The following is a 12,578-nucleotide window of genomic DNA, read 5'->3' as shown; positions in this document are numbered from 1 at the left end:
AAGCCATGACAAACCTTTCTTAAAGTGAATTGAAAACTTTAGGAGCTTTCTTAGGGATTCTCCAAGCCAATGAGAAATTGATCAAATAATCTGCAAAAGCAGCATCTCCATGAACCACATCGTCTGGAGTTGAATTTTCAATATCCGTCACGCTTTGGGTTCTATTTCGGTAAAGTGCGATCGGTACATTCAAAGTACCCGTGACATTTCCTTTCATATAGCTAATTCCTGGCTCGACAGATATGATATAACCCGGTCTACGGAAACCTTCGCTACCCCCAAATGCATCATGCACTGGAATTCCTTCTACTCTACCACCTAATGAGATCCCTAGTCCATGTATTTTTTCAAATGACTTGAAAACACCAGTTCGAACGGCATACTGATCTGGCACACTCATGATGGCTTCGTTTTCTCTTCTTCTGTTGGTGGGAGTACCATTGGTTTCTTTTGGGTTGAACATGTAGAATCCATCATAATACCAGAAATAAGTACCGGTGATATTCCACAACCCTTGAAAATCAATGATTAAACCAGTACCTCCATCTCCCAATTGAATGGATTGATCGACTGTTTTGATTTGTTCCACACCTTCATCTCCTTGATTATAGAAAGTACTCGTAGCAGCGTAGTCCCCGGTTGGGAACTTCAAACCAAAACCGATAGCAGTATTTCCCTTTTTAGCCTTTTCACCAGACAGCAACCAATAACCAGCTCCGATTCTCATGTCACTAAACCCTTTGGAATAGGTGGTATGGCGCTCGGTTCGGCCATGCTCATAGAGAGAGCTTCTTTCATTGTATTGGAAAGGAAGTGAAACAATTCCATACAACCTTTCGGAAAAAGCATAGCTAATATTGAAGTCTACTCCATGTTGATGGTTGATTACCTGAGTACCATCTTCAATCCGATTGGGCTCTTCATGTGAGCCCCTGAAATGTCTGAATGACTTGAAGTAGCGGTAATTGGCAGAAATATTCCATTCTCCTTTTTCAAGAATATTTCCTTGGCCTAAGGGATTTCCAAGGCCGGAAAATTGACGAATAGCCACACACCCTTGTGCATGGGAAAGTGCTGGAAGCAACATTAAACTTGCTGCTACCAAACCTGATAGTAGTATTTTTTTCATTTGATAAAGCGAAATAGATAACCATCCAAGAATCAATCTTGAATGAAATAGATAGAATACACTCCTTGCTGGAATCCAAAGAATCCAGAAAAGTGCTTGACTCAGAAATCTATTAGCTTACCTGCGGAGGTGGTGGATTTTGTTGAAAAACAGGACTCTTGTAAGACGAAAAAATAAACCCTTGATGCTGTATTGAAATCACTTCTTGAATAGCTACGAAGTCTATCAACTGTGATTCTACATAGTCTTTTACAAATACCTTTAATTGCATGGAATTGGAATTTTCTCCTGAGAAATCATCCTCAGTAACCAATGAAATCCATTTTTGAACAGTCGATTCCAGAGTCTTTCTAGCGGTATCCGGAACGTAAACAATCTGTAGCGTATCATTTTGATATCGCTGCTTGATCGCACGGAAGTATTTTCCATCCTTTTCAAAACGGGTATTGGTTGCTTGAAACTCCTCTTGGTTTGCCATGTAAGGAGCTGCCAAAGGAACTTCCATGATTCTCTCTTCCAAACCAACACCCAAACTGCTATAAATTTTATCATGCCAATTGGATTCAATTTGGTATTGATGCGAATAGTAAAACGCATAATAGCCAAAGTGATAGATGGCAAAACATAGCAAAAGCGATATGGAAATCAGTTTTCTCAAAAAGGCAATTTTGCTGAAATTACAGACAAATAATCGATAGAAACAATTTTTACCATATATAATTTCAAAAAATCAATCTTATGAAAAATAAAATTATAGTTATCAGAATAATTGATACCCCATAAACTTGAATTACTTTAAGTCTATGAAACCTATCTAAAAACCATAGAACCCACACAGGCTTAATCAAACCTAATATCAGATTGAGGATTGCCAAAACTAGCATAAAAACCAAAACCGCCTGAACAGCTTCTATCATGGCATGAAAATAAAAAAGGAACGGCTTTCACCGTTCCTCTCTTCTAAATTTATCTGAAGAAATTATTTCTTTTTCTTCACTTCTCTCATTTCATAGCCTTCAATAGTATCCTCGATTTGGATGTTGTTGAAACCTTTGATAGAGATACCGCATTCATAACCAGCTTTCACTTCAGCTACATCATCTTTGAATCGCTTCAATTGATCGATTTCACCTTCATGAATTACGATACCATCACGGATCACGCGGATCTTGTTCTTTCTAGTGATGTAACCATCAGTCACATAGGAACCAGCAACGGTACCCACTTTAGAAATTTTGAAGACTTCTCTCACCTGGATATTACCAGTAATCACTTCTTCAAACTCTGGCTCAAGCATACCTTCGATTGCATCCTTGATCTGGTTGATCGCATCGTAGATGATGGAGTAATGACGGATTTCGATTTCTTCCTGCTCAGCCAATCTCTTCGCATTTGCAGAAGGACGAACTTGGAACCCTAGGATAATCGCATCAGAAGCAGAAGCCAACAAGACATCGGATTCAGAAATCTGACCCACACCTTTATGGATAATGCTAACTTTCACTTCATCCTTAGAAAGCTTCAACAAGGAATCAGAAAGTGCTTCTACGGATCCATCTACGTCACCTTTGATAATGATATTCAATTCCTTAAATGAACCGATTGCCAAACGACGACCGATTTCATCCAAAGTAATATGCTTCTTAGTACGCAAGCTTTGCTCTCTCTGAATTTGCTCTCTGGAGTTTGCAATCTCTCTCGCTTCTCTTTCAGAATCGTAAACCTTCACAGTATCACCTGCTTGAGGAGCACCACTTAGACCCAACACCTGAACTGGAGTCGATGGACCAGCTTCTTTCGATTTTTTACCCTTGTGGTCAAACATAGCCTTTACACGACCATAATGCTGACCAGCAAGCATCACATCTCCAATTTTTAAAGTCCCGGATTGAATCATCATGGTAGCCACATATCCACGTCCTTTATCCAAGGATGCTTCAATTACGGAACCAACGGCGTTTTTATTAGGATTTGCTTTCAGCTCAAGGATTTCAGATTCAAGCAATACTTTTTCAAGCAACTCATCTACCCCTTGACCAGTCTTGGCAGAGATATCTTGAGATTGGTATTTACCACCCCACTCTTCTACCAATAGGTTCATATTTGCCAATTCTTCCTTGATCTTATTAGGATTAGCATTTGGCTTATCCACTTTGTTGATCGCGAAAATCATTGGTACACCCGCTACCTGAGCGTGGTTGATTGCTTCTTTCGTCTGAGGCATGATGCTGTCGTCAGCTGCAATCACGATAATCGCAACGTCAGTGATCTTCGCGCCACGGGCACGCATCGCTGTAAATGCTTCGTGACCTGGAGTATCTAGGAAAGCAATTTTATGTCCTGTTTTGGTCATTACGTCGTAAGCACCGATGTGCTGTGTAATCCCCCCTGCTTCATCAGCAGTAACTTTGGACATACGGATGTAATCGAGCAAGGAAGTTTTACCGTGGTCAACGTGTCCCATGATCGTAACAATCGGAGCTCTTTCTTCAAGATCTTCTGGATTTTCTTCCTCAACCGCTACAGCTTCCTCTTCGATATCTTTGGTAAACTCAACATCATAACCGAATTCATCAGCGATAATCGTAATCGCTTCAGCATCCAATCGCTGGTTGATAGAAACGAACATACCCAATGACATACATGCAGAAATGATCTGGTTTACAGTCACATCCATCAAGGCCGCCAAATCGTTTGCCGAAATAAATTCGGTTACTTTAAGGATTTTTGTTTCTTCGTTTTCTACGTCAACCTCGCGCTCACGCTCAGCTTTTTTATCTCTTCTACTCTTCTTCCCTCCTGAGTTTTTACCCTGAAGTCTCGCAAGAGTCTGTTTGATTTGATCTTGGATTTCCTTTTGGGTAGGTTCAGCTTTCTGATTTCTCTGCTGATTACCTCCTTTATTTCCACCTCGGTTATTTCCACCGCGATTTCCTTGGTTTCCTCCTCCTTGGTTTCTGTTTCCTCCTTGATTTCCACCTTTATCGATACGTTTTCTAGGACGTTTCTTATCGCGGTTTCTTTCATCAGAAGATGCCACAGGTCCACCTTTTTTCTTAGGCTTTTCTACCGGCAACTCAATTTTACCCAATACTGTCAATCCTTTCAAAGAATCAGCCTTAGCAGCAATTACTTCATTGCCTGCCGGCTTTTCCTCTTTTGGAGGAGCAGGTTTTTCAGTTTTAGGTGCATTAAATGGCTTTTCTTTCGGCTTGAAAGGTTTATCGGCAGATTTTGCTTCAGGTCTTGGAGCATGAGGAGCTTTTTTCCCCTCAAATTTTGGTGATGCTTTTGCCTCTGGAGCCTTCGCAGGAGCCGCAGGTTTAGGAGCCGGATTAGGCTTTTTATTCAAATCTATTTTACCCAGAACTTTGATTCCTCCAAGCTTAGGAGCTTCATTAGAAATTTTCTCAGGTTCTGGAGTAGGAGCAGGTTTAGGCTCTTCTTTCTTAGCCTCTGGAGCAGGAGCAGGCTTTGGTTCTTCTTTTTTGACCTCAGGTACAGGCGCAGGTGCTAGAGCTGGCTCTGGCTTAGGTGCTGGAGCTGGCTCTGGAGCAGGAGCTGGCTCTGGCTTAGATTCAGGTTTTGGTTCTGGATCCAAGGAGACAGTTTCATGCCTTTTCCCTATGGAGAGGTGGGAAGCCTCTTCCTTTTCAAGTGCAGAGGACTTAAATTCCTTGTTCAGCATACCTACCTGCTCCATGCTGATTTTGGAATTCGGATTGTCCTGCACGTCAAAGCCCTTTTTCGCCAGAGTCTCCACGATGGTTGCCGTACCAACGTTGAGTTTTCTAGCTAAAGCGCCTAATCGCATCATTTTTTCTTCTGACATAAGCAAAAACCTCTTTCGAAATCTTATTTAAAATTGGGTAATTATCTGGGCATTTATCCCATTATTGTTCAAATTCTTGTCTGAGAATTCTGAAAATCTCATCGATGGTTTCTTCTTCCAATTCGGTTCTTCTAAGCAAATCTTCTCTACCTAGTGCCAAAACGCTCTTGGCTGTATCCAAACCGGTTTTCTTCAACTCTTCGATGATCCATGCGTCGATCTCGTCTTGGAACTCGATCAAATCCACATCTTCTTCTTCATTCTCATTCAATTCGCGGAATACGTCAATTTCATATCCTACCAATCGGCTTGCCAATTTGATATTGTATCCGCCTTTTCCGATCGCTAGAGACACTTGATCTGGTTTCAAGAACACAGAAATTCTTTTCGTCTCTTCGTTTGCGGAAATTGAAGTCACTTTTGCAGGGCTCAAAGCTCTGGAAACATACAAATCCAAATTGTCTGTAAAATTGATCACGTCAATGTTTTCGTTCTGCAACTCACGAACAACAGCATGAATACGGGATCCTTTCATCCCCACACATGCTCCTACTGGATCAATTCTGTCGTCATAGGACTCAACTGCTACCTTCGCTCTCTCTCCTGGCTCACGTACGATCTTCACAATAGTGATCAAACCGTCGTAAACTTCAGGAACTTCATTTTCAAATAGTCTCTCCAAAAATACTGGAGATGTTCTAGAAAGGATAATTTTTGGATTTCCGTTCATCATGTCCACTTTGTGAACGATTGCTTTCACGGTATCTCCTTTTCTGAATCTATCCTTAGGGATTTGCTCTCCTTTAGGTAGAATCAATTCATTACCTTCTCCATCTATTAAAAGGATCTCACGTCCCAAAATCTGATAAACTTCAGCTGAAACGATCTCTCCTACTTGCTCTTCGTATTTGTTGAATAGAATATCTTTTTCCAAATCTTTAATTCTTTGGATCAAAGTCTGGCGAGCCATCTGCACAGCTCTTCTTCCAAATTCTTCCAACTCAATCTTTTCGTACACTTCTTCACCGATCTCGAAATCTGGTTCGATTTTACGAGCATCAGAAAAGCTGATCTTGTCGAAATCCCAGATGTCCTCAGAGTTGTCATCTACAATTTCCCGAATACGGAAAATCTCCAAGTCTCCTTTATCAGCATTGATCGTCACGTCGAAGTTCTCATCAGTTTCAAACTTCTTACGGATCATCGCTCTAAAAACATCTTCCAGAATACGGATCATTGTAGGTCGATCCACATTTTTAGATCTCGCAAATTCAGCGAAGGATTCTATTAAGACTTTGGCATCCATTTTATTTATTTAAAAGATACTTGTACAACTGATTTTTTTATGTCTTCAAAAGGGATTGAGGTTTCCTCCTCAGTCGCCTTTTTACCTTTTTCCTTTTTAGCGACCAGCAAAACGATTCCCTGGTCCGTCACATTAGTCAGTTTCCCTTTGGCCTCTTTGCCCTCCTCCAAACTTACTTTCAGAGTACGTCCAATATTCTTTTGATATTGTCGTTTGCTGGACAAAGGATAATCCACTCCAGGCGAGGAAACCTCAATCCTGTAAGCATTATCGATTAATTCTTTGGCCTCTATTTCATCAGATACTGCACGGCTGACTTTGGCACATGTATCGATGGTGACACCTTGGTCTGCATCGATCAAAATATTAAGAGTTGTTTGTTCACCTTTGGTGCCCATAGACAACTCCACAAGGAAGTGACTTGCATCTGGAAGATGCTTTTCCACTAGTTCCGCCAATGTTTCTTTTAAACCCGACATAGTATGCATAATGAAAGAGGGGACTTGGTGTCCCCTCTAGAAACTTTCGAATACGGCACAAAGGTAAAATAATTTTATTCTAAAAACAATTGATCCAAAAAATCAAGAAAATGACTTTAAAGCACTTGAGGGGTAAAATCTGTGACTTTTCGTTTAAAATATCAAAAACTCAGCCACCGAGAATTTCTATATTAAAATAATCTTCAAAAAATATCGGCAATCACTCCATTTTATGGGATGAACATAATAATTTTGCCGACCCCCGTTTAATAAGCATTCAACTTTGCTATATTAAACCCTAAACCTCAAATACAAAACTCCAATCAGTAAAAAATGGGATTATTTGATTTTTTCTCAAGCGATATTGCCATCGACCTGGGTACCGCTAACACCCTTATCATTCACAAAGACAAAATCGTCGTTGACGAACCTTCGATTATTGCAATAGACAAAACCAATAATCGGGTCCTTGCCGTTGGTCGTGAAGCGATGAACATGCATGAGAAAACCCATGAAAACATTAAAACTATCCGTCCGCTAAAGGATGGTGTGATCGCAGATTTCTACGCGGCTGAGCAAATGATCAGAGGATTGATCAAAATGATCCCTGGTCAGAAAAAAGGAATGTTTCCTCAGTCCCATAGAATGGTGATCTGTATCCCTTCTGGCATCACCGAGGTAGAGAAAAGAGCCGTACGTGATTCCGCGGAGCATGCTGGGGCAAAAGAGGTTTACATGATTTTCGAACCAATCGCAGCAGCTATTGGTATCGGTATTGACATTGAGAAGCCTATGGGCTCCATGATCGTAGATATCGGAGGGGGTACTACTGAGATTGCTTTGATTGCACTTTCAGGAATCGTAGCTGATCAATCTATCCGAGTAGCTGGTGATACTTTCACTAAGGACATCTTGGATTACATGAGAAGACAGCACAACCTTTTGATTGGAGAAAGGTCTGCTGAAAAAGTAAAAATCGCGATTGGATCTGCTTTAACTGAATTGGATGAGGCTCCTGAGGATTACGAAATCAGAGGTCGTGACTTGATGACCGGTATCCCAAAAGTTATCAAGGTTTCCTATTCAGAAATAGCTTTTGCATTAGACAAATCTGTTTCCAAAATCGAAGAAGCAGTTCTAAAGGCATTAGAAATCGCTCCGCCGGAACTTTCTGCTGATATTTATGACAATGGGATTCACTTAACAGGTGGTGGGGCCTTACTAAAAGGATTGGATAAGAGACTTCATCAAAAGACCAAGCTTCCAATTCACATTGCCGAAGATCCATTGAGAGCGGTAGTGAGAGGAACCGGAACCGCCTTGAAAAACGTACAAAATTTCAGAACCGTATTGATGACCTAAACCCTGAATGCTACGCATCCTTCAATTCCTTTATAGTCTAAGGTCTTTTCTTCTTTTTGTTTTGCTTGAATTGGTGGCAATCTGGATGATTGTCGCCAATAATTCTCCTCAGGGTGCTGCTTTCTTCAATTCATCCACCGCAGTGACCGGTTCGATTCTTCAAACCCAATCAGATGTTGTGGACTTTTTCTCATTGGCTGAAGCCAATCAGAAATTGATTGAACAAAACGCAGCCTTGATGGAAGCGCTTACCAATTTGAATCCTCCAACAGATTCTGTCACTTTCGAATTAGATTCAGCCTTTGCAGCGACATTTAAATTCAAAAGTGCAAGAGTCATCAGTCAAACACTGCGCTTCTCACAAAACCACCTAACTCTCAATAAAGGAGCAAAAGATGGTGTAAAGGTAGGAATGGGTGTGTTTAACCAGGACGGTGTAGTGGGTAGAATCAAAACCGTTTCCGAAAACTATTCGGTTGCCATATCCTTATTGAATACCGGAATGTTGGTTTCGTCAAAAATTAAAACTTCTGAGGTATTCGGCTCCATCAACTGGGATGGTAGATTAGCCAATGAAGCTAAAATGCTGTATATCCCCCGTCATGTGAAAGCCCAGGCTGGAGATACGGTGGTAACTTCTGGCTTTAGCTCTATTTTCCCTGAAGGAATTCCTATTGGAGTCATTAAAGCTGTGGGACCTGGCGAAAACCAAAACCATTTGGATATCACTGTGACTTTAAGCTCAGATTTCAGCAGTATTAATTATGTCTATTTGGTAGAGAATACACAACTACCAGAAATAGATTCACTTCAACAAGAAGCGGAGGTAATCAATGAATATTAGAGTTATTATATCCTTCTTGCTGATGGCATTTGTTCTTATTTTGGTTCAAATCCTACTGTTGAAAAACTTGGCATTGTTCGGGGTAGCACTGTGCTTTATCTACCTTTTGATAATTTTATCCATTCCAGTGACAATTTCACATATTCCTTTGATTTTGATCAGTTTTGGAATAGGCTTTATCGTAGACATCTTTTACGACACCTTAGGAATTCATACTGCGGCAGCGACTTTGATAGGCTTCATTAGACCCTATTGGTTAAAAATCATAAGCCCTACAGGAGGGTATGTGGATAGTACAGATCCAGATTTGAAAGAAATGGGAATCGGCTGGTACTTCACCTATGCCATGCCTCTGATCTTCTTATTTTCTTTGGCCTTTTTCCTTATAGATCAATGGGGAACCGCTGGTCTATTTGGCGTACTAAACAAAAGCTTTTTTTCCTCGATTTTAACCTTCGTTTTGGCTATACTTGTACAGTTACTGTTCTTTAAACGCAAGAGGGGGATTTAATGAACGATCAAAGACCGGTTGTTGTCATCATTTTAATTTTATTGGTAGGATTTGTTCTTCTGACCAAGTTATTTTCCATCCAAGTATTGGACGATAGCTTTATGAAGAGGGCAGAAAGAAATGCTGTCCAACGGGTAGTGGATCATCCCTATCGAGGCTTGATTTATGACCGAAATGGGAAGCTATTGGTCTATAACAATCCCATTTTCGACCTGATGGTCGTACCGAAGGAGTTCAATGTTGAGGACACCACACGATTTTTGAATCTATTTGGCATCACCAAAGAGCATTTGATTGAAAAATACACAGCTGCCAAAAAATATTCTTCCGTAAAACCATCTCCCCTGATCAAGCAAATTTCTACTACGGATTTTGCAAAGATGCAGGACTTTTTAATTGATTATCCAGGTCTTTTCATCATGACTAGGTCTGTCAGATCCTATCCGGAACCAATTGCAGCTCATGCTTTGGGGTATATTGGTGAAATCAATGCCCGTCAATTGGAACGGGATTCCGCTCACTACTATTCACAAGGAGATTATGTTGGTCTTAGTGGAATGGAGAGATTTTATGAGGATGATTTAAGAGGAGAAAAAGGCGTAAAATATAAAATGGTCAACGTACGAGGAATCGACAAAGGACCTTTTAAGGACGGTGAATATGATACGGCTTCAGTAGCAGGCATTAATCTTACATCCACGATTGATAGAGAACTCCAGCTTTACGGTGAGATGCTGATGCAGGGTAAAACTGGCTCCGTCGTTGCAATTGAGCCTAAATCAGGAGAAATCCTGGCCATGATTTCTGCTCCCTTCTATGATCCTAATGATTTGACCGGTTCAGAATTTGGAAAAACTTATACCCGATTGAACAAAGACCCTCAAAAACCTTTATTCAATAGACCGATTATGGCTATGTATCCTCCGGGATCTATCTTTAAAATCGTTCAAAGTCTTATTGGGCTTCAAGATGGAATTCTTACTCCGGAAACAACATTTGCCTGCAACAAATCATTAGTCGCCTGTCATAATCACCCCTCCCCTGTCAATCTTTTTGGGGCAATTAGAAACTCCTGTAATCCTTATTACCATCAGGCATTTCGTCGGATGATCAATAGAGAAGTATCGAGCAATACCTTCAAAGACACAGAGATTGGTTTGGATGACTGGAGAGAAAAGGTCTTAAAGTTTGGACTTGGTGGTAGATTGGGAGTTGATATTGTCGGTGAAAAAGGAGGTGATGTCCCTTCCAGTCGATTATATGACAAATTCTATGGAGAAGGTCGTTGGAAATATTCTACTATTTACTCATTATCGATAGGTCAGGGAGAATTACAGGTGACCCCTTTGCAAATGGCAAATTTGGCAGCTGTTTTTGCAAATAAAGGCTATTACTATACCCCTCACCTTATCAAAGCAGTAGATGGGGATCCAAGTCAGATTCCAGCTCAATATAGAGTGAAAAACGAGGTAGGAGTTGATGCACATCATTTTGACATGGTGCAAGATGCCATGGCTGAGGCCCTTTACGGAACGGCAACAAGAGCAATCATTAAAGATTTGGTCATTGCAGGTAAAACTGGTACAGCTCAAAATCCACATGGTGAAGACCACTCTGTATTCGTAGCTTTTGCACCCAAAGATGATCCAAAAATCGCCATCGCGGTTTATGTAGAAAATGCTGGCTGGGGTGGACGTGCTGCAGCAAGTACCGCTTCTTTGATGATTGAAAAATACATCAAGGGTGATATCACCCGTCCAGAACTTCAAGATTACGTATTAGCCGGCAACTTTATTTATTAAATGAGGGGTTCAACAGATGTACAAATAAGCCGAGTAGATTGGCTAGTCGTTGTCATATATTTTGCATTGGTCTTTATAGGCTGGTTCAACATCTATGCTGCGGTTTATGATAGCCAAGCTCCTCAAAGCATGTTTGACATGTCTATCAATTCAGGTCAACAATTGGTGCGAATTGGTATTTCGGTAGTCCTGATCATTTTGATCATGGTTGCAGATTATAGATTTTTTGAAAATCTCTCTTTATACATTTACATGTTGTTTATCCTGATATTGATAGCCACTCCTTTTATTGGGAAGGAAGTCAATGGACAGGTTCTATCAATAGGTGTAGGCTCATTAAGAATCCAGCCAGGAGAATTTGCAAAATTGGCAACTGCCTTAGCCCTCGCAAAGGTCATGGAAAGGCCAACTTTTGACTTAACTAAAACCAATGACCAGTTAAAGGCATTTGGTATACTTTTCCTCCCTGTTGTCTTAATCCTACTTCAACCGGATACAGGAACAGCAATGGTTTATTTTTCCATGTTCCTGATGTTTTATCGGGAGGGATTCCCTCAAAAATATTACATCCTTGGAATTGGGTTTATAGCACTATCACTCTTATCTCTTGGTATCGAAAACAATTTGTATTTGGCCCTAGGAATTGCTGTGATCATGCTTATTCTTATCCTAATGGGAAAAAAGACCTGGCAAAGGGTGCTGGCTTTTTCTTTGATTGGTTTGGGAATGATAGCCTATAGCTACAGTATTGACTTTGTGGTATCCAAGCTCCCTGAGCATCAGCAAAACCGAATCATGGTTCTTTTCAACCCTAATATTGATCCATTGGGTGTGGGGTGGAATGTGACACAATCCAAAATCGCCATTGGTTCTGGTGGATTGATGGGAAAAGGTTATCTGGAAGGCACTCAAACCAAGTTTGATTTCGTACCAGAACAACATACTGATTTTATTTTCTGTACCCTTGGTGAAGAATTCGGCTGGACAGGTAGCTTAGTTGTAATTGGGCTATTTGTAACGCTACTGATTAGACTTGTGATCATGGCTGAGAGGCAAAAAAATAGATTTTCAAGGATCTATGGCTATTGTGTGATATCGATTCTACTTTTTCACTTTATGATCAATATTGCCATGACCATAGGCTTATTCCCTGTTGTAGGAATCCCATTACCTTTCTTCAGTTATGGAGGTTCTTCTCTTTGGGCATTTACCATTTTGCTATTCATCTTCGTCAAATTGGACTCCTCAAGATCCCAGCAATTAGGTAGAATCAGCTAATAAAAACATTCATGAATTAGAGCTTCACAAACGGT

Annotated in this window: 10 protein-coding genes; 5 read left to right on the top strand and 5 right to left on the bottom strand. The window is 40.6% G+C overall.

What is annotated here, in order from left to right; genetic code table 11:
- Positions 1-19 precede the first annotated feature (19 nt).
- From O0V13_RS13665 to rimP, 5 genes are all read right to left on the bottom strand, one after another.
- Positions 20-1,129 carry a hypothetical protein gene (locus O0V13_RS13665; RefSeq protein ID WP_268035527.1) on the bottom strand — a complete coding sequence of 370 codons (1,110 nt, stop codon included), beginning with the start codon at positions 1,127-1,129 and terminating at the stop codon, positions 20-22.
- A gap of 112 nt (positions 1,130-1,241) precedes the next feature.
- The gene (locus tag O0V13_RS13660) at positions 1,242-1,787 is read right to left on the bottom strand and encodes a hypothetical protein (protein ID WP_268035526.1); all 546 of its coding nucleotides are present in this window, start codon (positions 1,785-1,787) and stop codon (positions 1,242-1,244) included.
- Positions 1,788-2,108: 321 nt separating this feature from the next.
- Positions 2,109-4,961 carry a translation initiation factor IF-2 gene (gene infB, locus O0V13_RS13655; RefSeq protein ID WP_268035525.1) on the bottom strand — a complete coding sequence of 951 codons (2,853 nt, stop codon included), beginning with the start codon at positions 4,959-4,961 and terminating at the stop codon, positions 2,109-2,111.
- A gap of 61 nt (positions 4,962-5,022) precedes the next feature.
- Complete coding sequence (gene nusA / locus O0V13_RS13650) at positions 5,023-6,267, bottom strand: transcription termination factor NusA (protein WP_268035524.1); 1,245 nt, start codon at positions 6,265-6,267, stop codon at positions 5,023-5,025.
- Positions 6,268-6,272: 5 nt separating this feature from the next.
- On the bottom strand, positions 6,273-6,746 hold the full coding sequence (gene rimP / locus O0V13_RS13645; RefSeq protein ID WP_268035523.1) for a ribosome maturation factor RimP: 474 nt from the start codon (positions 6,744-6,746) through the stop codon (positions 6,273-6,275).
- A 333-nt stretch (positions 6,747-7,079) separates the two neighbouring features.
- On the opposite strand from rimP, the gene O0V13_RS13640 reads away from it, so the two are divergent.
- From O0V13_RS13640 to rodA, 5 genes are read left to right on the top strand one after another with little or no spacing between them, the layout of a single operon-like run.
- Positions 7,080-8,108: a rod shape-determining protein gene (locus O0V13_RS13640; protein ID WP_073572495.1), complete on the top strand. Its 1,029-nt coding sequence runs from the start codon at positions 7,080-7,082 to the stop codon at positions 8,106-8,108.
- A gap of 7 nt (positions 8,109-8,115) precedes the next feature.
- Positions 8,116-8,952, top strand: coding sequence for a rod shape-determining protein MreC (gene mreC, locus O0V13_RS13635; RefSeq protein ID WP_268035522.1), 837 nt, complete (start codon positions 8,116-8,118; stop codon positions 8,950-8,952).
- Positions 8,942-9,463, top strand: a complete 522-nt coding sequence (locus tag O0V13_RS13630; RefSeq protein WP_268035521.1) for a rod shape-determining protein MreD — start codon at positions 8,942-8,944, stop codon at positions 9,461-9,463. The genes mreC and O0V13_RS13630 overlap by 11 nt, the downstream gene beginning before the upstream one ends.
- The gene (gene mrdA / locus O0V13_RS13625) at positions 9,463-11,265 is read left to right on the top strand and encodes a penicillin-binding protein 2 (protein WP_268035520.1); all 1,803 of its coding nucleotides are present in this window, start codon (positions 9,463-9,465) and stop codon (positions 11,263-11,265) included. The genes O0V13_RS13630 and mrdA overlap by 1 nt, the downstream gene beginning before the upstream one ends.
- Positions 11,266-12,543, top strand: a complete 1,278-nt coding sequence (gene rodA, locus O0V13_RS13620; protein ID WP_268035519.1) for a rod shape-determining protein RodA — start codon at positions 11,266-11,268, stop codon at positions 12,541-12,543. It abuts the gene before it with no gap.
- Positions 12,544-12,578 lie beyond the last annotated feature (35 nt).

The sequence above is a fragment of the Algoriphagus sp. PAP.12 genome (assembly GCF_026652115.1).
Lineage (GTDB): Bacteria > Bacteroidota > Bacteroidia > Cytophagales > Cyclobacteriaceae > Algoriphagus.
The sequence above is the reverse complement of the archived record's forward strand: the minus strand, read 5'-3'. Positions and strand labels throughout refer to the sequence as shown.

Excerpts from the sequence above, each read along its gene's own strand:
- O0V13_RS13665 (WP_268035527.1), bottom strand. The coding sequence starts at position 1,129 with ATGAAAAAAATACTACTATCAGGTTTGGTAGCAGCAAGTTTAATGTTG.
- infB (WP_268035525.1), bottom strand. The coding sequence starts at position 4,961 with ATGTCAGAAGAAAAAATGATGCGATTAGGCGCTTTAGCTAGAAAACTC.
- nusA (WP_268035524.1), bottom strand. The coding sequence starts at position 6,267 with ATGGATGCCAAAGTCTTAATAGAATCCTTCGCTGAATTTGCGAGATCT.
- rimP (WP_268035523.1), bottom strand. The coding sequence starts at position 6,746 with ATGTCGGGTTTAAAAGAAACATTGGCGGAACTAGTGGAAAAGCATCTT.
- O0V13_RS13640 (WP_073572495.1), top strand. The coding sequence starts at position 7,080 with ATGGGATTATTTGATTTTTTCTCAAGCGATATTGCCATCGACCTGGGT.
- mreC (WP_268035522.1), top strand. The coding sequence starts at position 8,116 with ATGCTACGCATCCTTCAATTCCTTTATAGTCTAAGGTCTTTTCTTCTT.
- O0V13_RS13630 (WP_268035521.1), top strand. The coding sequence starts at position 8,942 with ATGAATATTAGAGTTATTATATCCTTCTTGCTGATGGCATTTGTTCTT.
- mrdA (WP_268035520.1), top strand. The coding sequence starts at position 9,463 with ATGAACGATCAAAGACCGGTTGTTGTCATCATTTTAATTTTATTGGTA.
- rodA (WP_268035519.1), top strand. The coding sequence starts at position 11,266 with ATGAGGGGTTCAACAGATGTACAAATAAGCCGAGTAGATTGGCTAGTC.